Origin of the sequence: Rhodoferax sediminis (genome assembly GCF_006970865.1) — a bacterium.
GTDB lineage: Bacteria > Pseudomonadota > Gammaproteobacteria > Burkholderiales > Burkholderiaceae_C > Rhodoferax_A > Rhodoferax_A sediminis.
Genome location: NZ_CP035503.1, coordinates 3,642,126 through 3,666,894 on the forward strand (window position 1 = coordinate 3,642,126; position 24,769 = coordinate 3,666,894).

Consider the following 24,769-nt stretch of genomic DNA (forward strand, 5'->3'; position numbering starts at 1 on the left):
TTGTGACACGAATTAGCGTACGTGCTAACCCGGCAAATAGCGGGCGCCGCCCTCGCGCAGCTTCGCCGCGACCTGCTCGCCCAGAGCCTGCGCGGCCGCCAGGTCGGCACAAGCGGCGGCCCCGCGCGCCTTGACCAGTGGGCCGGTGCCGTCCGGGTCACCCCAGGCGGCACCGAGCTGCAGGTATTCGCCGTCAAAGCGGGCAAACGCCGCCAGCGGCATGGAGCAGCTGCCACCCATGGCGCGGCTCACGGCGCGCTCGGCCGCGGTGGCCAGCCAGGTGGCCTGATGCGCCAGCGGGGCCAGCGCCTCGATCAAATCCTGACGCCCCGCACGCACCTCGATCGCGAGCGCGCCCTGGCCGGCGGCCGGCAGCATGTCGACGGGCTCAAAGACGCCGCGGATGCGCGCGCCCAGGCCCAGGCGCTTCAAGCCGGCCGCGGCCAGCACGATTGCATCGAACTGGCCCTCGTCGAGCTTGCGCAACCGGGTGTCGAGGTTGCCGCGCAGCGGCTCGATGCGCAGGTCGGGGCGCAGCGCACGCAGCAGCGCGATGCGGCGCAGGCTGGAGGTACCGACCACGGCGCCCTGCGGCAGGTCCGCCAGCGCAGCATGGCGGCTGGACACGAACGCATCGCGCGGATCTTCGCGCTCCAGCACGCAGGCCAGCACAAAGCCTTCGGGCAGGTCCATCGGCACGTCCTTGAGCGAGTGCACGGCGATGTCGGCGCGCCCATCTTCAAGGGCAGCTTCCAGCTCCTTCACGAACAGGCCCTTGCCACCCACCTTGCTCAGGCTGCGATCGAGGGTCTGGTCGCCCAAGGTGGTCATGCCCAGCAGGGTGACGCGGTGGCCGCGCTGCTCCAGCAGGGTTTGCACGTGCCCGGCCTGCCACAACGCCAGGCGGCTTTCTCGGGTGGCGATAACGATGGGGGGGCGGGCGGGCGAACTCAAAGTCGTAACCTGTTCGTAATCTTCGGGGGGGTTTGCGGGAGAAGGCAATGCTAGCATGCACGCTCCCCACCCACTCCCGCCAAACCAGCTCACCCGCCAAGGATACGCGCCCATGAAAACGGCCGACAAGGATCAACCCCCAAAACGCGTTGCAGGCGCCGTCGGGCCCAAAAACAACGAGCGAGCGCCAGGCAGATCCCGGGACAACGAGCGACCGCTGGTGGAAGACATCCGCCTGCTGGGCCGCATCCTGGGCGACGTGATCCGCGAGCAGGACGGCGTCGCCGCGTATGAACTGGTGGAGCAGGTACGCAAGCTCTCGGTGGCGTTCCGCCGCGATGCCGACCAGGAGGCCGACAAGGCCCTCAAGAAACTGCTGAAAAGCCTGAGTGGCGAGCAGGCGGTCAGCGTGATCCGCGCCTTCACCTACTTCAGCCACCTCGCGAACCTGGCCGAGGACCGCCACCACATCCGCCGCCGCGCCATCCACGAACGCGCGGGCAATACCCAGGAAGGCAGCATCGAAGTGGCGCTGGCGCGCCTGCGCTGGGCCGGGATTGCGCCCAAAACCATCGCCAACACGCTGGCCCACGCGTATCTGTCGCCGGTGCTGACAGCGCACCCGACCGAGGTGCAGCGCAAAAGCATTCTGGACGCCGAGCGCGACATCGCGCAGCTGCTGGCCGCGCGTGACGAGATCAAAAGCCGCGCGGCGCTGAATCCCACAAGCCGGGACGCGCTCACCCCGCGCGAGCTGGCCGCCAACGAAGCCCAGCTGCGCGCGCGCGTGATGCAGCTGTGGCACACGCGGCTGCTGCGCTTTTCCAAGCTCACCGTGATGGACGAGGTGGAGAACGCGCTGAGCTACTACGAGGCCACCTTTTTGCGCGAGATCCCCAAGCTGTACGCCGAACTGGAGCGCGAACTGGGCAGCCACCCGGTGCACAGCTTCTTGCGCATGGGCCAGTGGATCGGCGGCGACCGCGACGGCAATCCCAATGTGAGCGCGCAAACCCTCGAGTACGCGCTGCGGCGCCAGGCCGAGGTCGCGCTGCGCCACTACCTGACCGAGGTGCACCTGCTGGGCAGCGAGCTGTCGCTGTCGGCCATGCTGGTGCAGGTCAGCCCCGAAATGCAAGCGCTGGCCGAGCGCTCGCCCGACACCAACGAGCATCGCCAGGACGAGCCGTATCGGCGGGCTCTCACGGGCATCTATGCACGACTCGCGGCCAGCCTGAAGGACCTGACCGGCGGCGAGGCCGCGCGCCATGCGGTGGCCCCGCAAAACGCGTATTTGAGAGCGCAGGACCTGTGCGCCGACCTGCGCACCATCGAGGCCTCGCTGCTGGCCCACCATGGCGCGGCGCTGGTCGCACAGCGCCTGCACCCGCTGATCCGCGCGGTCGAGGTGTTCGGCTTTCACCTGGCCACGGTGGATTTGCGCCAGAGCTCGGACAAGCACGAGGACGTGGTGGCCGAGTTGCTGGCGGTGGCGCGCGTCGAGCCCGACTACGCCAGCCTGGACGAGCTGACCAGGCGCGCGCTGCTGCTCCAGCTGCTGAACGACGCACGGCCACTGCGCGTGCTCGGCGCCAGTTACTCAGCGCTGGCGCAGGGCGAGCTGGCCATCTTCGAAACTGCCAAAGTGATGCGCGAGCGCTTTGGCGAACAGGCCATTCGCCACTACATCATCAGCCACGCCGAGACCGTGAGCGACTTGCTGGAGGTGCTGCTGCTGCAAAAGGAAGTGGGGCTGATGCACGGCGTTCTCGATGACGCCCACGCGAGCTGCGACCTGATCGTGGTGCCGCTGTTCGAGACCATCGAGGACCTGCGCAACGCCGCGCCCATCATGCGCGAGTTCTACGCCCTGCCCGGCGTGGCCAACCTGGTGCAGCGCAGCGGCGCCGAGCAGGACATCATGCTCGGCTACTCCGACAGCAACAAGGACGGCGGCATCTTCACCAGCAACTGGGAGCTGTACCGCGCCGAGATCGCGCTGGTGGAGCTGTTCGATGAGCTCTCAAGCTCGCACAGGCTGCAGCTGCGCCTGTTCCACGGCCGCGGCGGCACCGTGGGGCGCGGCGGCGGCCCGAGCTATCAGGCCATCCTGGCGCAGCCGCCCGGCACGGTGCGCGGGCAGATTCGCCTGACCGAGCAGGGCGAGGTGATCGGCTCCAAGTACGCCAACCCCGAGATTGGCCGGCGCAACCTTGAAACTCTCGTCGCCGCCACGCTGGAAGCGACCCTGTTGCAGCCGACCAAGCCGGCCACCAAGGCCTTCCTGGAAGCCGCGGCCGTGCTGTCGCAAACCAGCATGGCGGCCTACCGCGCGCTGGTGTACGAGACGCCCGGCTTCACCGACTACTTCTTCAGCGCCACGCCGATCCGCGAAATCGCCGAGCTCAACATCGGCTCGCGTCCCGCGTCGCGCAAGGCCTCGCAAAAAATCGAGGACCTGCGCGCCATTCCCTGGGGCTTCAGCTGGGGCCAGTGCCGGCTGACCCTGCCGGGCTGGTACGGCTTTGGCTCGGCGGTGCAGGCCTTCCTGCATGGCAATGAGCATGAAAAAGGCCTGAAGCCCAGCAAGGACGCGCTCGTCCTGCTACAAAAAATGTACCGCCAGTGGCCCTTCTTTCGCACCCTGCTGTCGAACATGGATATGGTGCTGGCCAAGAGCGACCTGGCGCTGGCCTCGCGTTATGCGGACCTCGTGGGCGACGCCCGCCTGCGCAAGAAGATCTTCAGCGCGATCGAGATGGAGTGGCAGCGTACCACCGACGCCCTGGCGCTGATCACCGGCGAGAAGCAGCGCCTGGCCGGCAATGCTGCGCTCTCGCGCTCCATCCGGCACCGCTTTCCGTACATCGACCCGCTGCACCATTTGCAGGTGGAACTGGTGCGCCGCTACCGCGCGGGGCAGGCGAACGAGCGGGTGCACCGCGGCATTCACATCTCCATCAACGGCATCGCGGCGGGGCTGCGCAATACCGGTTGAGGGGTCATGCCGGCTGGCGGATCAATCGCGTAAGATGAACCGGGAGCGGGCCACACCGTGGCCCGTCGGACAAGCAACACAGAAGGACGTGCATGGGAAGCTTTGCACTCGAACACAGCAAACTGGCGTACCGCGCCGACTTCGTGGTCTACGCGCTGGCCGTGGTGCTGATTGCCTACGCCTTGCTGGCGGCCGGTCCGCGCGCCGACTGGCCCGTCATGGCCACGCTGGTCGTGCTGGGGCTGTTGGGCTGGAGCCTGATGGAGTACGTAGCGCACCGCTTTGTGCTGCACGGCGTGCCGCCGTTCAGCACCTGGCATGCGGACCATCACGCGCGGCCTACTGCCCTGATTTGCACGCCCACGCTCCTGAGTGGCTCCCTGATCGCCCTGCTGGTTTTTCTGCCGGCGCTGCTGCTGAGCAATTTGTGGCGCGGCAGTGCGCTGACACTGGGTGTGCTGGTGGGCTACCTGGCCTATTCGTGTGTGCATCACGCGGTACACCACTGGCACGGCGGCGGCAAGTGGCTGCGGCGGCGCAAGTACTGCCACGCACTGCACCATCGCAGCGAAGAGGCGGGCTACTACGGCGTCACCACCTCGTTTTGGGACACTGTGTTTCGCACCCTGAAGTAGCCGGGCCTGCGTTCAGGTGCCGAGAAACTCACCGACCGGCTTCAAGTCATCGACGCGGTCGCACACCGCCTTGATGGCCATCAAAATGGGCACGCCGAGCAGCAGCCCCCACACGCCCCACAGCCAGCCCCAGGCCAGCACCCCCACGAAGATCGCCACCGGATTCATGCTGGCGGCGCGACTGGTCAGCCAGGGCGTGATCGCGTAGCCTTCGATGCTGTGGATCACGAACGACACCAGGGCCACGAGCGCGGCCATCTCGAGCGTGCCGAACTGCAGGAAGCTGACCATCGCCGATGCGCCTGCCACGACAATGGAGCCGATGTAGGGGATGAGGTTGAGGACGGCCGCCACAATGCCCCACACCGCGGCGTGCTCCAGACCTATCCACCAAAATGCGAGCCACGTGGCCAAGCCCACCAGGGTACTGGTGAACAGTTGCACCAGCAGGTAGCGCTGGATCTGCCCCGTGATTTCGTCGAGCGCCTGCAACGTGATTTTCTTTTTGCTGAAGGTCGGACCGGCAACTTTCACCAGTTTTCGGCGAAAAACGTCGCCGGAAGCGACCAGAAAGTAGGTGATGAACATCACGACCAGCATCTGACCCAGCAGGCCGATCAGGCCGACGGTACCGCTCCACAGGTAGTCCTTGATGTCGAACCTGGGCCGCTCGACCTGCACCCGCGTCACCCCCGGACTGGCAGCCGGCTTGGCGGCGCCACTGTCTTCTGCCGCCTGCTCCAGCTGGGTCGCGGCCTTTTGTACCGTCGCAATGGCGCTTTCCGACGCGCCGCGCCGCGCCCGCACCGACTGGCGCAGCTTTTGCGCCGCCACCGGCAGCGACTCGATCAATGAGGCGGCATCGTCGCTGAGTGAATAGACAGTCCAGCCGGCGCCTCCCAGCAGGGCGGCCAGCAGCACCGCCGCACCCAGCACACGCGGCACGTGCCAGCGCTGCATCCAGTCCACCACCGGCGACAAGGCGTAGCTGAACAGCACCCCGAGCAGCAGCGGGATGAACACGGCACTGGCCCAGCGCAGCACAAACAGGCTGCCCAGCAGCGCCAGCACCACCAGCGAGAGGCTACGCACATCGACCGGCATGTGTAGCAGCACGCGTGGGTCTGGCGCCAGGGCCACGGTCTCGGCCGGCGGCAAGCCGGCAGCCGGCGTCGAAGAATCGTCTGTCATGGGTGTTTCCTGTGGAGAAGATGGGTCAAGGCTCAATTGCCCGCGCCCGCAATCGTGTCCCGCACCGCGGGCAACTGCCGCCTCGATACCGCGAGCACTTCTTCGGTGCCATTGAGCCGCACCGCCCAGCCTTCGCCCTCCTCGGGGTCGAAATGCTTTTCCAGGGCCCGCACCGCCTGGCGTGCGACCAGCGCGTTGCGGTGGATGCGCAGGAACCGCGGGGCATGGCGCTCTTCGAGTTCGCTCAGGCTGTCGTCGATGACGTAGCTGCGGGTGGCGGTGCGCACGGTCACGTATTTAAGCTCGGCCTTGAGGTACACCACCTCTGCCAGCGGCACCCGTTCGGTCCGTCCGCGGTCCTGGATAACCAGGAAATCTTTCACGAAATCGGGCTGAACCCCTTCCCTGGCGGTCACAATACGCTCTACTTTTTGTAGCGCCGCCTGCAGCCGCTCGAGCCGCACCGGCTTGGTCAGGTAGTCGACCGCCTCGAGCTCGAACGCCGTGACGGCATGTTCGGCATGAGCCGTGACAAACACCAGGGCGGGCGGCTGCGGCAGACTGCACAGGGTCTGTGCCAAGGCCAGGCCGTCGGTGCCTGGCATGTTGATATCCAGCAGCACCGCATCGAACGCGTGGCGCTGCAGCAGCTCCACCGCCTGCGCCGCGTTGGCCGCCTCGCCGCCCAGGATGGCCCGGGGCGAGGTGCACTCGCCCAGCAGCGTGCGCAGGCGCGAGCGGGCCAGCGCTTCGTCGTCCACCAGCAGCACGTTGAGGATCATCATGTGCAGCACCTTCTGGCGTTCATGCGGGCACCTCGATCCGGGCCTGGAACACGCCGTCTTTCAGTGCCGTCTGGAACTGGCCCTGCACGTCGTGCAGCAGGCTCAGGCGGTCGCGCACGTTTTCCAGCGCCACGCCGTTGCCGGGCCGGCCGGGGGCGCTCACCGTGTTGGTGACCTTGATGACGACCGAGGTGCCGCGGCGCCGCGTCGAGATCTTGACCTGGGCGCCCATCGCACTGGGTTCGACCCCGTGCCTGACGGCGTTTTCCACCAGCGGCTGCAACAGCAGCGGCGGCAGCCTGGCGTTGTCCGCCTGCCCGTCGAGCACCCACTCGACCCGCAGCCGCTCGCCAAAACGAACCTGTTCGATCGCCAGATAGCGCCGGGCCAGCGCAATTTCTTCAGCCAGCGTCACGGATTCGCCCTGATCGGCGAGCGCGTGGCGGAACAGGTCGCTCAGATCTTCCAGCATGGTCTCGGCACGCGCCGGGTCTTCGCGCACCAGCGCAATGGCGCTGTTCAGCGTGTTGAATAAAAAATGCGGGCGGATGCGCGCCTGCAGCTCGCTCAGGCGCGCGGCGGTGGCGGCCGGCGTGCGGCCCTTGGCGCGCAGCACCAGCGCGACCACCAGCAGGGCCGACAGCAAGGCGCCCAAAAACGCACTGGCCAGCCACGGCACCGATTCGCTAAATCCCGCCAGCGCCAGCAGGCCGCAGCCGTACAGACCCGCCAGCGCGCCGAGCGTGACGCCGGCCACGTACTGCCCCGCGCGCGGCAGGCGCGCCAGCGGCTTCTTGAGGCTGCAGGCGGCAATCAGCCAGGCCAGCGTGGCGGGCAAGGCACCGCCCGTCAGCAGCGACAGGCGGCCCAGCCAGTCCAGGAAAGTGTGCGCCCCAAACATCGCCCCAACGGCGATCACCGCCTCCATGAACAGCACCGCGCGCAAAATCACACCCACATGGCAGGCGTCGAACACCAGCACCCTGGGCGGCGGCTGAAGCGGCGGCTCCAGGGCGGCCGGCGCCGACAGTTCCGAGAAGGTCGATAAAATTTGGGAGTCCTTCATTCACCAACATTATTGCCCCACATGTCCCAAAACCAACTCGATAAGAAATCCGAAGCGTGGTCGGCTCTGTTCTCGGAACCCATGAGCGAGTTGGTCCAGCGCTATACCGCCAGCGTATTTTTTGATAAACGGCTGTGGCAGGCCGACATCGCCGGCTCGCTGGCGCACGCCGAGATGCTGGCCGCGCAGGGCATCATCGGCGCCGCCGACCATGCGGCCATTCAACAGGGTCTGGCGCAGATCGCGCAGGAAATCGAGTCGGGCGCGTTTGAATGGAAACTCGAACTGGAAGACGTGCACCTCAACATCGAGGCGCGCCTGACCCAGCTGGTGGGCGATGCCGGCAAGCGCCTGCACACCGGGCGCAGCCGCAACGACCAGGTCGCCACCGACGTGCGCCTGTGGCTGCGCGGCGAGATTGACCTGATTGCCGGCCTGCTGACCGCCCTGCAAAAGGCGTTGCTGGACATTGCCGAGAAGAACGTCGAGGTCATCCTGCCCGGCTTCACGCACCTGCAGGTGGCGCAGCCCGTGAGCTTCGGCCACCATATGCTGGCCTATGTGGAAATGTTCAGCCGCGATGCCGAGCGCATGGCCGACGTGCGCCGGCGCGTGAACCGCCTGCCGCTCGGCGCTGCCGCGCTCGCCGGCACCAGCTACCCGCTGGACCGCGAACGCGTCGCCAGAACCCTGGGCATGGTCGATGAGCAGGGCCATGCCTGCATCTGCCAGAACAGCCTGGATGCCGTGAGCGACCGCGATTTCGCGATTGAATTCAGCGCGGCGGCCGCGCTCGCGATGATCCACATCAGCCGCCTCAGTGAAGAGTTGGTGCTGTGGATGAGCCAGAGTTTTGGTTTCATCGACATTGCCGACCGCTTTTGCACCGGCTCGTCGATCATGCCGCAGAAAAAGAATCCCGACGTGCCCGAACTGGCGCGCGGCAAGACCGGCCGCGTGGTCGGCCACCTGATGGGCCTGATCACGCTCATGAAAGGCCAGCCGCTGGCCTACAACAAGGACAACCAGGAAGACAAGGAGCCGCTGTTCGATACGGTGGACACCTTGAAGGACACACTGCGCATCTTTGCCGAGATGGTGGGCGGCATCACGGTCAAGCCGCAGGCCATGGAGCGCGCCGCGCTCAAGGGCTACGCCACGGCCACCGATCTGGCCGACTATATGGTCAAGAAAGGCCTGCCGTTCCGCGATGCGCACGAAGCCGTGGCGCACGCGGTGAAGGCGGCGATCGCCCACAAGGTGGACTTGTCCGAATTACCGCTGGACGTGCTCCAGCAGTTCAACCCGAAGATCGGGAAAGACGTGTACGACGTGCTCAGCCTGCGCGGCTCGCTCAATGCCCGTAACGTCCTCGGCGGCACCGCTCCCGCGCAAGTACGTGCGCAGATCACGCGGCACCGGGCGCGACTGACCTGAAGCCGCCCGGCCCCGGGTGCGCGGCCAGGTGCGGCCTTAAGCCTGGCCTAAGCCGCGGCGACCCATAATCTTTTCAACCCGAGGACCGAAAAGATGCGATTGCTGCTGGTCGAAGACGACTCCATGATCGGCGAGGCCGTGCTGGACCTGTTGCGCTCCGAGCACTACGCCGTGGACTGGGTCAGGGACGGCGCCATGGCCGATACCGCGCTGGGCACGCAGAAATATGACCTCGTGCTGCTGGACCTGGGCCTGCCCCGGCGCGACGGCATCGAGGTGCTGCGCAGCTTGCGCGCGCGCCACGAAACCGTGCCGGTACTGATCGCCACGGCGCGCGACGCGGTGGGCGACCGCGTCGCCGGCCTGGACGCGGGCGCCGACGACTACGTGGTCAAACCCTACGACACAGACGAGCTGCTGGCCCGCATCCGCGCGCTGCTGCGGCGCAGCGCCGGGCGCGGCGAGCCGGCGTTCGAGCACAGGGGCGTGAGCCTGAACCCGGCCACGCGCGAGGCCAGCGTCAACGGCGAGGCGGTGAATCTGTCGGCGCGCGAGTGGGCCGTGCTCGAGCCCCTGCTGGCGCGCCCCGGCATGGTGCTGTCGCGGACCCAGCTGGAAGAAAAACTCTACAGCTGGAAGGACGACATCAGCAGCAATGCCGTGGAGGTCTACATCCATGGCCTGCGCAAGAAACTGGGCAGCGAACTGATCCAGACGGTGCGCGGCCTGGGCTACCTGGTGCCGCGGCAATGAATCCCCCTGCCACCCACTCTTTGCGCAAACGCCTGCTGTTTTTTTTGCTGCTGGCGATCTTGCTGGCCTCTGTGGTGCAGGGGGTTTCGGCGTATCGCGGTGCGCTGCAGCAGGCCGACGACATGTTCGACTACCACCTGCAGCAGATGGCGCGTTCGCTGCGCGGCGGCATCCCGCTCGGGCCGCCTGCGCCCGACAGTGACGCACCGGGCGATTTCGACTTCTACGTCCAGATCTGGGGCCCGGACGGCGCCCAGATCTTCCGCTCGGCCCCCAGGGCGCTGCCGCCGCAGGCCGTGCTCGGGTTTTCCGACGTGACCGTGGGTGGCACCAGCTACCGCGTGTATTCCGTGCAGACGCCGCTGCAAACCGTGCAGATCGCACAGAACATGAGCGCCCGGCTGGCGCGCGCGCGCGCCCTGGCCGCGCACGCGGTGCTGCCCATCGCGCTGATGGCGCCGCTGCTCATGCTGGTGGTGTGGTGGGTGATCAGCCGTTCGCTGGCACCGGTGGAGCGCACGCGCCGCCAGGTGGCCAGTCGCAGCGCCGGTGACCTCTCGCCCCTGCCGGGCGAGGGCCTGCCCGAAGAAGTGCGTCCGCTGGTCGATGAGCTCAATTTGCTGCTGGGTCGGGTACGCACGGCGTTCGACGCGCAAACCCAGTTCGTGGCGAATGCGGCGCATGAACTGCGCTCCCCGCTCACGGCCCTGAAACTGCAGGCCCAGGCGCTGCGCCGCAGCGGCGACGAGGCCGCACGCGAAGTATCCGTGGCGCGCCTGAACCAGGGCATCGACCGCGCGATCCGGCTGGTCGAGCAACTCCTTGCGCTGGCCCGCGAGGAAGCCGGTCCGGGACACCCGGCTGCCAGCGAGCGGCTGAATCTGCAGGATGCGGTGCAATTCGCCGTGGCCGACGTGTTGCCGCAGGCCCAGGCTCGCCACATCGATCTGGGCGTGGGAGACACCGAACCCGCCTGGGTTCGCGGCCAGCTTGACGCCTTGCGCATCCTGCTGCGCAATCTGCTGGACAACGCGCTCAAGTACACACCGGCGCCGGGCCGGGTCGATGTCGCGCTGCGCATCGTGGGCGCGCACGCCGTGCTGGTGGTGGAGGACAGCGGGCCGGGTATAGCCCCGCTTGACCGCCCGCGCGTGTTCGACCGTTTCTTTCGCGCCGCCAGTGACTCGGGGGCCAGCGGCAGCGGACTGGGGCTGGCCATCGTCAAGACCATCGCCGATCGCCACGGTGCGACGCTCAGGCTCGATCGGTCTGAACGCCTCGGCGGTCTGCAGGTCGAGGTGCGCTTCCCGCTGGCGGACTCAGCGCCGGCAAGGGATTGAGGCCCGGCCCCGCTGGCTTCTTGATGGAGGCTTGAACTGGCTCGGAACATCCTGAGCTGCGTTAGGATGCGACACCTCCTCCACCGCGCCCTGCCTTGCTAATCCTCGGTCACTTTGTCTTCGTCCTGATCTGCCTGTTGATTTATGCGATCAACACCCACGTCGGCGGGCAGCGCCGTCATCCGTCGGCCGCCATCGCGTGGGTGCTGCTTATTGCCCTGCTGCCGTACATCGGCCTGCCGTTCTATCTTTTCTTTGGATCGCGCAAGTTTGTGAGGCCGCCACGCCATCCCGGCGCCGTGACGGATGGGTATGACGACACACCGCGGGCCGCGGCCATCGCCACGCTGGAAGGCATGGGCCTGGCCGCGCCCCAGCCCCAGCGGGCCGTGCGCTTCCATGCCGATGGCCACGCGGCGTGGAACGAACTGTTGGCCGTGATCGGCAGCGCCCAAAGCCGGCTGGACATCTGCACCTATGTTCTCGCCAATGACGAGGTGGGCCAGCGTGTGGTGCGCCTGCTGCAGGACCGGGCCGGCGCCGGCGTGCGCGTGCGCCTGCTGCTCGATGCGGTGGGCAGCCTGCGCACCTCGCGTCAGCAGATCGAACGGCTGCGCGCGGCCGGCGTGGAGGTGCGCTGGTTCATGCCCCTGCTGCACAACCCGATGCGCGGGCGCGTGAACCTGCGCAACCACCGCAAACTGGCAATTGCCGACGGGAGGCATGTGTGGAGCGGCGGGCGCAACCTGGCAGCGGAATACTTCACGGGCGATGGCCGCACGCCGCCGTGGATCGATTTGAGTTTCACCGTGCACGGCCCGCTCGCGGGCGAGGCGCTGGACCTGTTTGAATCGCATTGGCGCCACACCAGCGGCCCACAGGAAAACAGTCGCCAAAAAACCGCACCGGAGTCGGCCGGACCAGCGCCCGGCCCGGGCCAGCACCTGGCCCAGATGGTGCCCAGCGGCCCGGATCAGGCCGAGGACACGGTCCACGCACTACTGCTGACCGCGATCTACCGGGCGCGCCAGCGGGTGGTGGCCGTGACGCCCTACTTCGTGCCGGACGACAACCTGTTGACCGCCCTGCGCCTGGCCGCCCAGCGCGGTGTGCGTGTGGAACTGATCGTGCCAGCCCGCTCCAACCACCGGCTGGCCGATATTGCGCGCCCGCGCGCCATGCGCGATCTCGCGGCGGCCGGTGCGCAGGTGCGGCTTACAGCCGGCATGACACATGCCAAGGCGATCGTGGTGGACGACACGCTGGCCCTGTGCGGCTCGCTCAACCTGGACGCACGCAGCCTGTTCCTGAACTTCGAGCTGATGGTGGCTTTTTATGCGGCCGAAGACATCGCGGCCGTCGACCACTGGATCGCCGCCAACTTCCGCGGCGCGCGCCGCTATGTAGCGCGCGCCGCATCGCTGTGGCGCGACATCCTGGAGGGTCTGGTGCGCTGGCTGGGCTTCCAGATCTGACGCTGCCTGCGGCGCCGCGCCCCTTTAAGTTTCACCTAAGCGGGCCTGCCCATAGTTGGATCATCGATATCGATTCAACCCACAGGAGCACAGCCCATGAAAACCGTATCCCTGAAAAGCACACGCCTGGTGATCGCGCTGCTCGCCGCCGGCGTCATTGGCGGCGCCGGTGTGACTGCCTTCCACGCCGAGCGCGCTCATGCGGCGCCGGCGCCGGTGGTCGCCACCAGCCTGTCCCCATCGAGCATCACCCCGACGGCCTTGCCGGACTTTGCGCAAATTACCCAGCGCTACGGCCCGGCGGTGGTCAACATCACCGTTACCGGCCTGACCAAGACTTCCAATGAGCTACCCATGGCCGGGCGCAACGGGCAGGACGATCCGTTTGGCAACGACCCTTTCTTTGAGTTCTTCCGCCGCTTCCAGCAGGGACAGGGTGGCCAGGGGGTGCCGCGCGAAGTTCCCTCGCGAGCCGAGGGTTCGGGCTTCATCATCAATCCGAACGGCATCATCCTGACCAATGCGCACGTGGTGCGCAACGCGAAGGAAGTGATTGTCAAGCTCACCGATCACCGTGAGTTTCGCGCCAAGGTGCTGGGCGCGGACCCGAAGACCGATGTGGCGGTGCTCAAGATCGACGCCAGGAACCTGCCCGTGGTGGCGCTGGGCAGTTCCCGCGACCTCCGGGTAGGCGAGTGGGTGCTGGCCATTGGCTCACCGTTCGGCTTTGAAAACTCCGTGACCGCCGGGGTGGTGAGCGCCAAGGGCCGCTCGTTGCCGGGCGACAGCGCCGTTCCGTTCATCCAGACCGACGTGGCCGTCAATCCCGGCAATTCGGGCGGCCCGCTGTTCAACACGCGCGGCCAGGTGATTGGCATCAACTCGCAAATCTACAGCCAGACTGGAGGTTTCGAAGGGCTGTCGTTTGCCATTCCGATCGACACGGCACTCAAGATCGAGCAAAAACTGGCGGCCACCGGCAAGGTCGAGCATGCCCGGCTAGGGGTCTCTGTGCAGGACGTCAACCAGACGCTGGCAAATTCCTTCAAGCTTGCCACGCCCGAAGGCGCGCTGGTCTCCAGCGTGGAAAAAGGCAGCCCGGCCGACAAGGCCGGCCTGCAATCGGGCGACGTGATCCAGAGCGTGAATGGCCAGCCCATCGTGTCGTCCGGCGACCTGCCTCCCATCATCAGCATGGACGCCCCCGGCGACACGGTCAAGCTCGGAGTCTGGCGCAACGGCAGCGCGACAACGCTCACGGCCAAGCTCGGCGATGCCGACGAAAAAACTGCGACGGTGGCCAGCAGCGCCAATGTGGCCGGCCACGGCCAGCTCGGGCTGGTACTGCGGCCCCTGCAGGGCGATGAAAAGCAGCAAGCCGGTGCTGACCACGGCGTTCTGATCGAAGACGCCAGCGGCCCGGCGGCCATGGCGGGCATCCAGTCCGGTGACGTGCTGCTGGCGGTCAATGGCACGCCCGTCAAGAGTGTCGAGCAGGTGCGCTCGGCGCTGGTCAAATCGGGCAAGTCGGTTGCCTTGTTGATCCAGCGCGGTGACGACAAGATTTTTGTCCCGGTACAACTGGGTTGACCCACGCACAGAAAAGGGCCGGCGCAGGCCGGCCCCCACTCCCGTTACCATTGCGGTCACACCGAGGAGACTTTCGTGACCGTGATCACCAACATTGAAGACCTGCGCGTACTGGCGCAAAAGCGTGTGCCGCGCATGTTCTACGACTATGCCGATTCCGGCTCGTGGACCGAGGGCACCTACCGCGCCAACGAGGCTGACTTCCAGGGCATCAAGCTGCGCCAGCGCGTGGCGATCAACATGGAGGGCCGCAGCACCCGCACGAAGATGCTCGGTGTGGACGCGGCGATGCCGGTGGCCATTGCACCGACCGGCCTGACTGGCATGCAACACGCCGACGGCGAAATCCTGGCGGCGCGCGCGGCCGAGAAGTTCGGCATCCCGTTCACGCTGTCCACCATGAGCATCTGCTCGATCGAGGACATTGCGGCCCACACCAAGGCGCCGTTCTGGTTCCAGCTCTACGTGATGCGGGACCGCGACTTCATCGAGCGGCTGATCGACCGCGCCAAGGCGGCGAACTGCGGCGCGCTGGTGCTCACACTGGACCTGCAGATCATCGGCCAGCGCCACAAGGATCTGAAGAACGGCCTGTCGGCGCCGCCCAAGCTGACGCTGGCCAACATCCTCAACATGATGACCAAGCCACGCTGGTGCCTGGGCATGCTCGCTACCCGCCACCGGCAGTTCGGCAACATCGTCGGCCACGTCAAGGGCGTGGAGAACATGGGATCGCTGTCGGAATGGACCGCCAAGCAGTTCGACCCGGCCTTGAGCTGGGGCGACGTGGAGTGGATCAAGAAGCGCTGGGGCGGCAAGCTGATTCTCAAGGGCATCCAGGACGTGGAGGATGCGCGCCTGGCCGTGGACAGCGGCGCGGACGCGCTGATCGTCTCGAACCACGGCGGGCGCCAGCTCGACGGCGCGCCTTCCTCCATCTCGGCGCTGCCGGCCATCGTCGAGGCCGTGGGGCACCAGATCGAGGTGCACATGGATGGCGGCGTTCGCTCCGGGCAGGACGTGCTCAAGGCTTGGGCCCTGGGTGCGCGGGGCACCTACATCGGACGCTCGATGCTCTACGGCCTGGGCGCGATGGGCGAAGCCGGCGTGACGCGCGCACTGGAGATCATCCACAACGAGCTGGACCTGACCATGGCGTTTTGCGGCCACACCGACATCAATTCGGTGGACAAAGGCATCCTGCTGCCGGGAACATACTGATCGGTCAGCGGCGCCGGTTTACACCCATGAGCCGGCGCGCCAGCTCATGCAGCAGACCTGCAAAGGTAACGGCCCAGGCAGCCAGCGCCGCCGCCAGGAAAGCGCTCGAAAGGACACTCAGGAAACCAAACGACATGGCCTGCGCCATCCGGAAGGTGCACGCTGAATACATCCCCAGCGGGAATACCGCGCCCCAGTACAGCGGGTCGTATTCGAACGGAAAGCGCTTGTACACATAGCGCCAGACGCCCAGCACCAGCAGCATAGGCACCCACCAGGTGCCGGTGGCCCAGTAAAAAACCGTGAAGCCCTTGAGGAACGGCACCAGCGACTGCAAAAACGGCGCATCGGGCGCATTCACGATCAGCAGCGAGCCCGCCAGCGTGGAGATGGCCATCGCGCCCATGTTGATCCAGTAGGGCGGCGTCAGGTCGTCCGGGGAGAAATGAAAAAACGTGTAGCGATAGAAGATCAGCGACATCATCCAGATGTACAGCATGCCGCCCCACAGCCACATTGACAGCGCGAAAAAATTCAACTCCAGCCGCCATGGCTGAGGGATATGCGCTGCCAGCAGCGCGCCGAGCACCGCCAGCGACTGTGTCGCCACCACCGCCAGCAGCCAGGCGCCACTGATACCCTTGTCCAGCGTGGGCTTGACTTCCTTGATGGTGAAGGCCGTGAAGATGGTGTAAGTCAGACCTGCCCACAGCACCAGCGCCAGCACCCACAAGGCGAGCGCAATCCGTTCGCCGCCGCCCACCAGCATCACGAACTGGATGCCCAGCAGCGCGGTGGCGGCCACCGAAGTGAAAAACCCCGGCCCGCGCAGATGATCGACCATGTCACCGAAGAACGCCCGCGGGTAGCGTAGCAGGCGAATTCCATTGAGCAGCGACAGCAGGAGCCAGATCACCACATTGAGCCCAAACAGCGCCCGCGCGACAAGCTCAAGCCCTTGCTGGTATGCCGCCAGTGACACAACACCGGTCGCCATGACCATGGCGAAATAGGCGGGCGACAGACCGGCCAGGCCTGCCAGACGTTGATTCGCCAGACGCCTGTGCTGTGGGGCGGTTCGTGCTGGCGCACTCATGGTTGCGGCCGTACATGCAAGCTCATGCTCGCAATATAGTGGAGGGTGGCTGCCTGGAGCGCACCGGCCGTGGCGGGTTGTTGATCTATGTCAGGTCAATGCACAACTGAGTAGCGACCTTCGCACCGGGTGCGTTGGCGATCAGTAGCGAGCCGGCCAGCGTGGAGGTGACCACGGCTCCCATGTTGATCCAGTAGGGTGGTGTAGGCCGTCCGCCGCCCACGCCCCGATACGCGCGCAAGGCTCCTGCCAGCTTACGCGCGCCGTGTCGGCTTGCGCGGCTTGCCGAACCGGATATGCCTCCGGCTGCGACTCCCCTCGCGCAAACGCTTGCCATGCGCGGCAATGATGTCGCCGCGCGTGAGCATGCCAACCAGCTCATGCGGTGCGGTCTGGGTGATCACCATCAGCCGGCCCACCCGCTGCGCCACCATCAAATCGGCGGCGGCGCGCAGCGAATGGTTCTCATTGACCATGACAGGCGCGCGAGTCGCCAACTCGGCAACGGTGGCAGTGCCGTGCAACTGCGGGTTCAGCAACGCGCGCAAGGTCACCAAACCCTTCACCTGGCCCGCCTCGTCCATCACCGGGAACCCATAATGCCGAGACTGCGATGAGCCCTCGCTGAGCCAGCGCCGGACATCCTCCAGGGTCTGATCCGCACGCAGTGAATGCACCCCGCGCGAGCACACCTTCCCCACGGTGATTTGGTCCAGATAGTCGGCTGCGTACTCGGACGGCACGCGCACACCACGCCGGGCAATCTTCTCCGTCATGATCGTGTTGCGCATCAACAGCGCGGAAATCAGATAGGCCGCCGTGCAGCCGCCGAGTAAAGGCAACAGGCAGGCGGCTTGCCGGGTGGTCTCGAAGGAGAACACGATCGCTGTCAAGAATGCCCGCGAGGAGCCGGCAAAAATGGCCGCCATGCCCACCAATGCCGCAATGCGAATGTCAACGTGAAACCAGGGCAGCACATCAATGACACCCCCGCCGAGCAGCGCACCGAGGGAGCCACCAATCATGAACAGCGGTGCCAGCGTACCACCTGAAGTGCCACTGCCCAGCGAGATGACCCACGACACAAACTTGAGCGTGCCAAAGGTGAACAGCAAGAGAGCCCCAAAACGGCCCTGCACCAGTGCGTCGATATTGTCGTAGCCCACACCCAGGGTCCGGGGCTCGATCCAGCCGATGACCCCGGCTACGAGGGCGCCCAGCGCCGGCCACCACATCCAGTGGATCGGCAGCTTCTCAAACAGGTCCTCGACGCCATACACCGCCTTGGTCACCCATACCGAGGCAAAGCCGACGACGCCGCCAACCATGACATAGGTGGCCAGCGCCCAGCCCCCGGGCTCGATCACGTTGGGCATGGGAAATACCGGGGCAGCGCCATAGGTGGCATAGCGCACGCCCACCGCCGTCACGGTCGCCAAAGCCACCGGGATCAATGAGCTCGGGCGCAGTTCGAACAGCAGCAATTCCACGGCCAAAACCAGCGCGGCGAGCGGTGCGCCGAACACCGCCGCCATGCCAGCGGCCGCACCGGCGGCCAGCAGCACCTTGCGCTCGTTGGCTGTCACCCGCAGCAACTGCCCAATGAGTGAGCCCAGCGCGCCCCCGGTGGAGATGATCGGCCCCTCGGCGCCGAACGGGCCACCGGTACCAATCGTGAAGGCTGCCGACAGCGGCTTGAGCCAGGTAATGCGCGCGGGAATTTTCGACTCGTTGGTGAGGATTTGCTCCATCGCCTCGGGAATGCCATGACCCTGAATCGCGCGCGACCCCCAACGCGCCATGACACCGGCAGCCAGACCGCCGACCGCCGGCAGCAGGATGACCCACGCGCCCAAATGATTGTCTGCTGGGGACAATACAAACGAACCCTGCCTCGCATGGGGACCCAGCACATCGGACACCCGGCCGTAAAAGCAGATGTCGGTAATCAAATTGATCAGCAACATCAATAATTGCGCGACCCATGCTGCAGCGGCGCCCAATATGACGGCCAGCGCGCTGATCAGCAATATGCGGTGCGTCACCAGGGTTGACTCGCGGGGCATGTGCGCCGCATCCAGCGATACGCCGAGTGCCGGCGCTACCGGTAAGGCGTCGGTGCTGCCAAGAGTGCGCACGTTAAGGTGCCCGGCCAGCTTGTCATTGGGTGGCGTCATGGATTCTTCACAAAGGTATAAGCGGGGTGTTGTACTGGCGGCAGGGAAAACTGAAGGGCTGCCCCTCCAATGCCACGCAAGATCGGACAGCTCCGGCACGAAGGACCAGCGTCGCCGACGCGCCGACAGGGCCCAAACGACTCCAGGTGTCACTCGCGCAAACGACGCCCATCGCTCCCCGCAGCGGGAGGCAATTATACTGCCGCCCGCCAGGCTATCGATGCGGTCTGCATTGACTGGCTAAACCTTGGCGAAGGCGTGGCAGGCATTCCCGAGGCGCCCGGGGCGGGCCTGTTCGGCAACAGCCGCCGCATGTCGGTCAAGGCGGCAACATCGCGCTGATGTCGGCGTGGCTCACGGCGCCCTGGGTGAAGCCGAAGGTGCCGTGTTCGCGCATCTCGCGCCCGGCGCGCAGCATGGCGCCGAAGGCGGCGCGCGCGAGGGAGCCGCCAATGCTGACGCGCCGGACGCCCAGCTTCGAGAGTGCCTCCAGCGTCAGGTCCATGCCCTGCAGTCCCGCAAGCACGTTGACGGGGCGATCCACCGAACTGACCACGGCGGCGATGTCCTCGCGGGTCTTGAGGCCCGGTGCATACAACACGTCGGCCCCCGCTTCCTGGTAGGCCTGCAATCGCGCTATGGTGTCCTTGAGGTCCGGGCGGCCGTGCAGGTAGTTTTCCGCGCGCGCCGTCAGTGTGAACGCAAACGGCAGCGCGCGCGCCGCGCAGGCGGCCGCGCGGATGCGCCCGACCGCCACATCCAGGGGGTAAATCGGATCGCCAGGACGTCCGGTCGAGTCCTCGATGGAGCCGCCAACCACCCCTGCCGCTGCCGCGCGCGAAATGGTTTGCGTGACCGCCTCTGGCTCATCGCCAAAGCCGTTTTCGAGATCGGCGCTGAGCGGCAGCTCCGTGGCCGACGCCAGCTCCGCCAGGTGCAGCATCATCTGGTCACGACCAACCGCGCCATCGCGCCGGCCCGTTGAGAACGCGTAGCCGGCACTGGTGCTGGCCAGCGCCTCGAAGCCCAGCGAGGCCAGCAGCCGCGCCGTGCCCACATCCCACGGGTTGGGAATGATGAAGGCGTGGTCCTGCTGGTGCAGCGCGCGAAACCGGTCGGCTTTTTCCTGTTGAGATGGCATTACTTCCCCTTTCTGGCGTACGTTCGGCGGCAGGTCCGATTCTGCGCCGCCAGCCTTGTCAGCGTTGCCCATGCGGCTTTGCGGGGACGGTCTTGAGGAACGCGTACACCGCCTGCGCATCGGTGTCGTCGAGTTGGCCCAGCGACTCAAACGGCATCACGGCAATGGCGCTGCCGTCCGGGCGCTTGCCGCTGCGCAGCATGGCGATGAAATGCGCGGCGTCCGGATAGCGGCTCATGACGCTGCCCTCGCCCGGCGTCAGGTTGGCGGCGGCGGGCCAGTCGGGTGGGCCACCGGGAATCTTGCCACCCGACAGCCCGGCACCGTGGCAGCCGATGCACATGTTCGCCACGTATGCACCGTGCGCCACCGAGGCAGCGACGGGGACCGGCTGCGCGGGCGGCAATGAATGGTTGATCTTCTCGGCGGCATCCTGGATGGCGCCAAAGCCGTACAAAACCTTGACCGGCAAGGGGAGCTCCACCACGGCGGCCCCGCCTGAAAGAGGCGGTTGGCTCTTCAGATAGGCGATGAGCGCGCCCAGATCAGCGTCGGTGAACCGGTTGTAATCCTCTGCCGGCATGATGAAGACTGCCCGGCCATCCGGCTTGATGCCCTGGCGGATGGTGCGCACCCAGTCTTCGGCTTGGTAGTGGGCCACCACGCCGCCGGGGGTGATGTTGGGGCCGGCAATGTGCATGCCCTTGCCGTCGTTGATGAAGTCGCGCCCACCTCCATTGGCACCGTGGCACTCGGCGCAGCCGCGCGACATGAAGAGATAGCGGCCGTGCTGCAGGCTGGCCGCATCGGTCGGCAACGCAACGGCCTGGACCGCCACAGGAATCTGGCGCGCCCGTTTGCGCTCGGCCAGTTGCGTACCGAGCACGGCGGTCGCTACCACCAGCAGGGCCAACGCAGCCAAAATCCAGGCCACCCATTTGAGCCAGCGTTTCATACGAGTCTCCTCCTGGATCGGGATATCGATCTTTTTTACTTAACTTTACATTCGCGCACTTTAGACTTCGCCTGACGCCTTGTCAAAACAAAGCGCCACCACTTGCTATCCTGCTGCGCATGAGTGCCCCGATCCGCCGCATTGCCCACCTCGACATGGACGCGTTTTACGCCTCGGTCGAGCTGCTGCGCTATCCGCAGCTCAAGGGCTTGCCGGTGGTCATCGGCGGAGGCCGACGCGCCGCCGACGAAGCCCTGCGCGCGCTGCAGGACGAACGGGGCCTGGCCGGCATCCCGGTCGAAGCCTTTCCGGTGCTGCGGGACTACACGGGCCGCGGCGTCATTACCACCGCCACCTATGCCGCGCGCCAATTCGGCGTGGGCTCGGCACTGGGCCTGATGAAAGCGGCCCGGCTGTGCCCGCAGGCCATCCTCCTGCCGGTGGACTTCGACGAGTACCGCAAGTACTCGCGCCTGTTCAAGGCCACCATCCTGGAGATCGCCCCGCTGATGGAAGACCGCGGCGTCGACGAGGTGTACATCGACTTCACCGAGGTGCCTGGCGGCCAGCGCGAGGGCGGACGCGTGCTGGCGCGGCTGATCCAGAAGGCCGTGTTCGACCGGACCGGCCTGACCTGTTCGATCGGTGTGGCACCCAACAAGCTGATCGCCAAGATGGCCAGCGAGTTCAACAAACCCAACGGCATCTCCGTCGTGCACGAGGCCGACCTGCAAAGCCTGATCTGGCCGCTGGCCTGCCGCAGGATCAACGGCATCGGGCCCAAGGCGGACGAGAAGCTGGCGCGGCTGCACATCCACACCATCGGCGATCTCGCGGCGCAAAGCCGCGAATGGCTGATCGAGCACTTCGGCAAGGCCACGGGCGCCTGGATGCACGAGGCCGCGAACGGCCGCGACGATCGGCCTGTGGCGCTGGAGAGCGAGCCGGTCTCCATCAGCCGCGAGACCACGTTCGACCGCGACCTGCATGCCGTGCGCGACCGGGCCGAGCTGGGCGCGATCTTCACCGCGCTGTGTGAAAAGCTGGCCGGCGACCTGCAGCGCAAAGGCTACGTGGGCAAGACCATCGGCATCAAGCTGCGCTATGACGACTTCAAGGGCGTAACGCGCGACCAGACCATCGCCCACTACACGGCGGATGCCAAGACCATCCGGCACACCGCCGGCCTGTGCCTCAAGCGAGTGCCGCTGGCGCAGCGGCTGCGCCTGCTGGGCGTGCGCGTGGGCTCGCTTTTGAAAGCTGCAGAAGCCCGCGAACTTGAGTCAAATGTGCCTGTAGCCCATACTGTATCTACACATCTAGCTACGGATTCAATAGCAGCCACGGACCAACTGTTTTGAGTCCAGTGGCCGCGGCACTCAAGGGAACGTGAAGTTGGTCGTGATCGTGGCGCCCGATGCTAGCGCCCCGAGCGTCGCGGTCTTGTCGGCAAACCCGCTCAAGCTGGCATCGAGTGTGTACTTGCCCGCCGCAGCCGTGTCAGCAGCAAACACGAGCGAGTTCGGCATCGCAACAAAAGGCGCCACCAGCGGCGCATTCACGGCCAGCGAGTAGCTGTAAGCACCTGTGATGCCATCGACGAACCGGCCTGCGACTTCCACGGGGGTTCCACCTGTCAGCGGCTGCAGCACGCGCACCAGGGTATCCAGCGGCGCGGTGCCCTTCACGGTCCCGACGGCGGAAGCCGGCGGATTGAGCGGCGTCCCGGACGCGTTAAGAGAGGTCACGGTGTCGGTCGTCACCACCACGTTGGTCACGACCTCCGTGGTGAAGCCGGGCGCCGTCAACACCAGCGAGTAGCTACCCGGCGCGACCGGCTGCAGCAGGAACTTGCCGGTGCTGTCTGGCGAGGTGGCCTTGACGATCGCGCCCCCCTGCTGCAACGACACGCTGGCGTTGCCATTGGTCAACAAAGCGGAGCCCACAAATCCGGTAACCCCGGAGACATAGTGCGGAATCACGCTGACCACCGGCTTGAGCAGGTACTGCCCCGAGTTGCCCGCGACCACGACCGATTTGCAGGCGTCGAAGTCGAGCACGAAGTCGGCCATCTTGTTGGCGGCGATGTCGATGTCGATGTTGGCCTTGAGGCCAGTTTGCTGGCCGCTCGGCGTCTTCAGGGCCACCTCGGTGCCGCCCGTTGGCACCACGGAATTGGCCAGCGGCGCGGCGCCGGTGTTGTCGGCCAGCACCAGCCGGAGCTGGGTGTACTTGCCTGCCGGCAGCGGCGTCTGGCCGAGATTGGCCAGCACCCCATTGGTCAGGGTCAGCAGATTCACGCGCAGGGCGGGGTTCAGAACGATCTCGGACCAGCCGGCATCGGTGTCGCCGGCGCTGCTGCTCTGGTTCACGCGGATCTTCTGGATCGTCACATTGACGGCGTCATAGCCGCAGGCCGGTGCATCGGTCAGTGACATGTTCAGGGTACCGGTGCCGGCGGCAGAGCCGCCACCGCCGCCGCCGCAGGCCGCGAGACCCGCCACCAAAAAACCACCCAGGGCCAATTTCAGATTTCGGAACAGCTTCATGGAACACCTCTTTAAAATTATTCGTCGGTAAGGCAACAGGATTGAATGTGACTTCATCCCATTGAAGAGAAAGCTTAGGGTTGGCACCTGCGGCACGCTGTAAGACAGCGCCCCGATTGTCTGTCCGAACAGGCAACGTCTTTGCGACCTTTTTTATTCGGGTTGTGACCTCGTCAACAACGCCATTACATGGCATGGGTTGACGCTCTTGGGGTCAGCATCGCATCAAGAAAGAAACCGCCGGTAACCGCCATCGATCCGTTTTGCGCGTCACGACAGGCATGACGCACCGGCCGCCAGCGCACTGGCGACAGTCACCGCGCCTTGACTCAAAGCAAGGCCATTTACCGCTTGTCGCCCGATAACGCCCGCTCGTCGGAACCCCGGAGTGCCCGAAATTTGCATGTGATAAATTCACATTTGCTCTGAATAATTACAAAAAACAACAATCGTAGAGGCTTGGTTGGATACCTGAACAAACGGGAAATCGATGAAGAAAAACACCGGATTCACCCTGATCGAATTGATGATCACGGTTGCCATCGTTGCGATCCTGGCCGCGATTGCCTACCCATCCTACATAAGCTATATCGTTCGTTCCAACCGGGCTGCGGCCGAAGGATACATGCTGGAGGTCAGCGGCTTGCAGCAGCGCTATCTGCTGGACGCCCGGGCCTACGCCCCCGACCTCACCACCCTGAACACGACGGCGCCGGCGAACGTGGCACCGAATTACGCCGTCGCCACCGCGCCCAGTCCCGCTGCGAGCGCCCCCGGTTTTACGGTCACGGCGACGCCGATCAACGCACAGCTCACCAGAGACACCGCCTGCGGGACCCTGACCGTCGACCAGGCGGGCACAAAGACGGCATCGGGTACGGGCTCGAAATGCTGGTGAAACCGGAACCCTGGTCACAACCGCGGCGGGGCGACAGGCCTCTTCGCGGAATGCGCGGCTTCACCCTGGTCGAGCTGATGGTTACCGTTGCTGTCATGGCGGTGCTCGCTACCTTGGCGGCGCCTTCATTTCGTGAGTTCATTGCCACACAGCGCCTCAGGAACACATCGTTCGACCTGATGACGGCGCTGACACTCGCGCGCAGCGAGGCGATTACGCGCAACGCCAATGTCGACCTCGTGCGGACACAAAGCACATGGGACGGCGGCTGGACGGTCTCTGCGGGCGGTGGAGCGACGGTCCTGCTGAACCAGCAGTCTTACAGCGGCTTGTCGATCACCGATTCCGCCAGCCTCAGCAAGATCACCTACGGCAAGGACGGCCGCGCCACCACCGCGAGCACCAATTTCACCATCGCACCGGCCACGGCCATGGCGGGCGTCACGTCGCGCTGCGTCGCGCTCGGCCTCAGCGGCGTGCCCAGCACCCGCGTGGGAGCGTGTTAACT

The 24,769-nt window shown here is 65.9% G+C and carries 20 protein-coding genes; 11 read left to right on the forward strand and 9 right to left on the reverse strand.

The genetic code is table 11. The annotated features are described in order from the left end of the window. Positions 1–24 precede the first annotated feature (24 nt). A complete protein-coding gene (gene hemC / locus EUB48_RS17600; RefSeq protein ID WP_420821460.1) occupies positions 25–1,002 on the reverse strand; it encodes a hydroxymethylbilane synthase in 978 nt (325 codons plus the stop codon). Between the two features lie 7 nt (positions 1,003–1,009). Between hemC and ppc the strand changes: the two genes are divergently transcribed. Continuing rightward, a complete protein-coding gene (gene ppc, locus EUB48_RS17605; RefSeq protein ID WP_420821420.1) occupies positions 1,010–3,952 on the forward strand; it encodes a phosphoenolpyruvate carboxylase in 2,943 nt (980 codons plus the stop codon). A gap of 92 nt (positions 3,953–4,044) precedes the next feature. Beyond that, positions 4,045–4,587: a sterol desaturase family protein gene (locus EUB48_RS17610; RefSeq protein ID WP_142820335.1), complete on the forward strand. Its 543-nt coding sequence runs from the start codon at positions 4,045–4,047 to the stop codon at positions 4,585–4,587. A gap of 12 nt (positions 4,588–4,599) precedes the next feature. Here the strand turns inward: EUB48_RS17610 and EUB48_RS17615 are convergent, their stop codons facing one another. The 3 genes from EUB48_RS17615 to EUB48_RS17625 are packed head-to-tail and all read right to left on the reverse strand — an operon-like array spanning position 4,600 to position 7,629. Next, the gene (locus EUB48_RS17615) at positions 4,600–5,778 is read right to left on the reverse strand and encodes an AI-2E family transporter (protein ID WP_142820336.1); all 1,179 of its coding nucleotides are present in this window, start codon (positions 5,776–5,778) and stop codon (positions 4,600–4,602) included. 32 nt (positions 5,779–5,810) lie between these two features. After that, complete coding sequence (locus tag EUB48_RS17620) at positions 5,811–6,560, reverse strand: LytR/AlgR family response regulator transcription factor (protein ID WP_142821393.1); 750 nt, start codon at positions 6,558–6,560, stop codon at positions 5,811–5,813. Positions 6,561–6,582: 22 nt separating this feature from the next. Next, positions 6,583–7,629 carry a sensor histidine kinase gene (locus EUB48_RS17625; protein WP_142820337.1) on the reverse strand — a complete coding sequence of 349 codons (1,047 nt, stop codon included), beginning with the start codon at positions 7,627–7,629 and terminating at the stop codon, positions 6,583–6,585. 21 nt (positions 7,630–7,650) lie between these two features. On the opposite strand from EUB48_RS17625, the gene argH reads away from it, so the two are divergent. From argH to EUB48_RS17655, 6 genes are all read left to right on the forward strand, one after another. Further along, positions 7,651–9,066 carry an argininosuccinate lyase gene (gene argH, locus EUB48_RS17630; protein WP_142820338.1) on the forward strand — a complete coding sequence of 472 codons (1,416 nt, stop codon included), beginning with the start codon at positions 7,651–7,653 and terminating at the stop codon, positions 9,064–9,066. Between the two features lie 93 nt (positions 9,067–9,159). Continuing rightward, complete coding sequence (locus tag EUB48_RS17635) at positions 9,160–9,819, forward strand: response regulator (RefSeq protein ID WP_142820339.1); 660 nt, start codon at positions 9,160–9,162, stop codon at positions 9,817–9,819. Continuing rightward, positions 9,816–11,159 carry a sensor histidine kinase gene (locus EUB48_RS17640; protein ID WP_142820340.1) on the forward strand — a complete coding sequence of 448 codons (1,344 nt, stop codon included), beginning with the start codon at positions 9,816–9,818 and terminating at the stop codon, positions 11,157–11,159. The genes EUB48_RS17635 and EUB48_RS17640 overlap by 4 nt, the downstream gene beginning before the upstream one ends. Positions 11,160–11,254: 95 nt before the next feature. Beyond that, on the forward strand, positions 11,255–12,634 hold the full coding sequence (locus EUB48_RS17645) for a phospholipase D-like domain-containing protein (RefSeq protein ID WP_142820341.1): 1,380 nt from the start codon (positions 11,255–11,257) through the stop codon (positions 12,632–12,634). A gap of 96 nt (positions 12,635–12,730) precedes the next feature. Continuing rightward, positions 12,731–14,224: a Do family serine endopeptidase gene (locus EUB48_RS17650; protein ID WP_142820342.1), complete on the forward strand. Its 1,494-nt coding sequence runs from the start codon at positions 12,731–12,733 to the stop codon at positions 14,222–14,224. 75 nt (positions 14,225–14,299) lie between these two features. Continuing rightward, the gene (locus EUB48_RS17655) at positions 14,300–15,445 is read left to right on the forward strand and encodes an alpha-hydroxy acid oxidase (RefSeq protein ID WP_142820343.1); all 1,146 of its coding nucleotides are present in this window, start codon (positions 14,300–14,302) and stop codon (positions 15,443–15,445) included. 4 nt (positions 15,446–15,449) lie between these two features. Here EUB48_RS17655 and EUB48_RS17660 read toward each other — a convergent pair whose 3' ends face one another. The 4 genes from EUB48_RS17660 to EUB48_RS17675 all read right to left on the reverse strand — a co-directional run bounded on the left by EUB48_RS17660 (position 15,450) and on the right by EUB48_RS17675 (position 20,814). After that, the gene (locus tag EUB48_RS17660; RefSeq protein WP_142820344.1) at positions 15,450–16,541 is read right to left on the reverse strand and encodes a tellurite resistance/C4-dicarboxylate transporter family protein; all 1,092 of its coding nucleotides are present in this window, start codon (positions 16,539–16,541) and stop codon (positions 15,450–15,452) included. A gap of 254 nt (positions 16,542–16,795) precedes the next feature. After that, a complete protein-coding gene (locus EUB48_RS17665; protein WP_142820345.1) occupies positions 16,796–18,718 on the reverse strand; it encodes a chloride channel protein in 1,923 nt (640 codons plus the stop codon). A gap of 319 nt (positions 18,719–19,037) precedes the next feature. After that, positions 19,038–19,859 carry an isocitrate lyase/PEP mutase family protein gene (locus EUB48_RS17670; protein ID WP_142820346.1) on the reverse strand — a complete coding sequence of 274 codons (822 nt, stop codon included), beginning with the start codon at positions 19,857–19,859 and terminating at the stop codon, positions 19,038–19,040. Positions 19,860–19,917: 58 nt separating this feature from the next. Further along, positions 19,918–20,814: a c-type cytochrome gene (locus tag EUB48_RS17675; RefSeq protein WP_142820347.1), complete on the reverse strand. Its 897-nt coding sequence runs from the start codon at positions 20,812–20,814 to the stop codon at positions 19,918–19,920. 119 nt (positions 20,815–20,933) lie between these two features. Here EUB48_RS17675 and EUB48_RS17680 point away from each other — a divergent pair, with 119 nt between their 5' ends. Next, positions 20,934–22,175, forward strand: coding sequence for a Y-family DNA polymerase (locus EUB48_RS17680; RefSeq protein ID WP_142820348.1), 1,242 nt, complete (start codon positions 20,934–20,936; stop codon positions 22,173–22,175). Between the two features lie 18 nt (positions 22,176–22,193). Here the strand turns inward: EUB48_RS17680 and EUB48_RS17685 are convergent, their stop codons facing one another. Further along, a complete protein-coding gene (locus EUB48_RS17685; RefSeq protein WP_142820349.1) occupies positions 22,194–23,363 on the reverse strand; it encodes a DUF4382 domain-containing protein in 1,170 nt (389 codons plus the stop codon). Between the two features lie 490 nt (positions 23,364–23,853). Between EUB48_RS17685 and EUB48_RS17690 the strand changes: the two genes are divergently transcribed. Together EUB48_RS17690 and EUB48_RS17695 are read left to right on the forward strand one after the other, a co-directional pair. Beyond that, positions 23,854–24,261 (forward strand): type IV pilin protein, encoded by a 408-nt coding sequence (locus EUB48_RS17690; protein ID WP_142820350.1) that lies wholly within the window; start codon positions 23,854–23,856, stop codon positions 24,259–24,261. A 50-nt stretch (positions 24,262–24,311) separates the two neighbouring features. Beyond that, the gene (locus EUB48_RS17695) at positions 24,312–24,767 is read left to right on the forward strand and encodes a GspH/FimT family pseudopilin (RefSeq protein WP_168226807.1); all 456 of its coding nucleotides are present in this window, start codon (positions 24,312–24,314) and stop codon (positions 24,765–24,767) included. Positions 24,768–24,769 lie beyond the last annotated feature (2 nt).

Bases quoted from the DNA above. Each gene is read 5' to 3' on its own strand.
- ppc (WP_420821420.1), top strand. From the start codon at position 1,010: ATGCACGCTCCCCACCCACTCCCGCCAAACCAGCTCACCCGCCAAGGA.
- EUB48_RS17610 (WP_142820335.1), top strand. From the start codon at position 4,045: ATGGGAAGCTTTGCACTCGAACACAGCAAACTGGCGTACCGCGCCGAC.
- EUB48_RS17615 (WP_142820336.1), bottom strand. From the start codon at position 5,778: ATGACAGACGATTCTTCGACGCCGGCTGCCGGCTTGCCGCCGGCCGAG.
- EUB48_RS17620 (WP_142821393.1), bottom strand. From the start codon at position 6,560: ATGATCCTCAACGTGCTGCTGGTGGACGACGAAGCGCTGGCCCGCTCG.
- EUB48_RS17625 (WP_142820337.1), bottom strand. From the start codon at position 7,629: ATGAAGGACTCCCAAATTTTATCGACCTTCTCGGAACTGTCGGCGCCG.
- argH (WP_142820338.1), top strand. From the start codon at position 7,651: ATGTCCCAAAACCAACTCGATAAGAAATCCGAAGCGTGGTCGGCTCTG.
- EUB48_RS17635 (WP_142820339.1), top strand. From the start codon at position 9,160: ATGCGATTGCTGCTGGTCGAAGACGACTCCATGATCGGCGAGGCCGTG.
- EUB48_RS17640 (WP_142820340.1), top strand. From the start codon at position 9,816: ATGAATCCCCCTGCCACCCACTCTTTGCGCAAACGCCTGCTGTTTTTT.
- EUB48_RS17650 (WP_142820342.1), top strand. From the start codon at position 12,731: ATGAAAACCGTATCCCTGAAAAGCACACGCCTGGTGATCGCGCTGCTC.
- EUB48_RS17660 (WP_142820344.1), bottom strand. From the start codon at position 16,541: ATGAGTGCGCCAGCACGAACCGCCCCACAGCACAGGCGTCTGGCGAAT.
- EUB48_RS17665 (WP_142820345.1), bottom strand. From the start codon at position 18,718: ATGACGCCACCCAATGACAAGCTGGCCGGGCACCTTAACGTGCGCACT.
- EUB48_RS17670 (WP_142820346.1), bottom strand. From the start codon at position 19,859: ATGCCATCTCAACAGGAAAAAGCCGACCGGTTTCGCGCGCTGCACCAG.
- EUB48_RS17675 (WP_142820347.1), bottom strand. From the start codon at position 20,814: ATGAAACGCTGGCTCAAATGGGTGGCCTGGATTTTGGCTGCGTTGGCC.
- EUB48_RS17680 (WP_142820348.1), top strand. From the start codon at position 20,934: ATGAGTGCCCCGATCCGCCGCATTGCCCACCTCGACATGGACGCGTTT.
- EUB48_RS17685 (WP_142820349.1), bottom strand. From the start codon at position 23,363: ATGAAGCTGTTCCGAAATCTGAAATTGGCCCTGGGTGGTTTTTTGGTG.
- EUB48_RS17690 (WP_142820350.1), top strand. From the start codon at position 23,854: ATGAAGAAAAACACCGGATTCACCCTGATCGAATTGATGATCACGGTT.
- EUB48_RS17695 (WP_168226807.1), top strand. From the start codon at position 24,312: ATGCGCGGCTTCACCCTGGTCGAGCTGATGGTTACCGTTGCTGTCATG.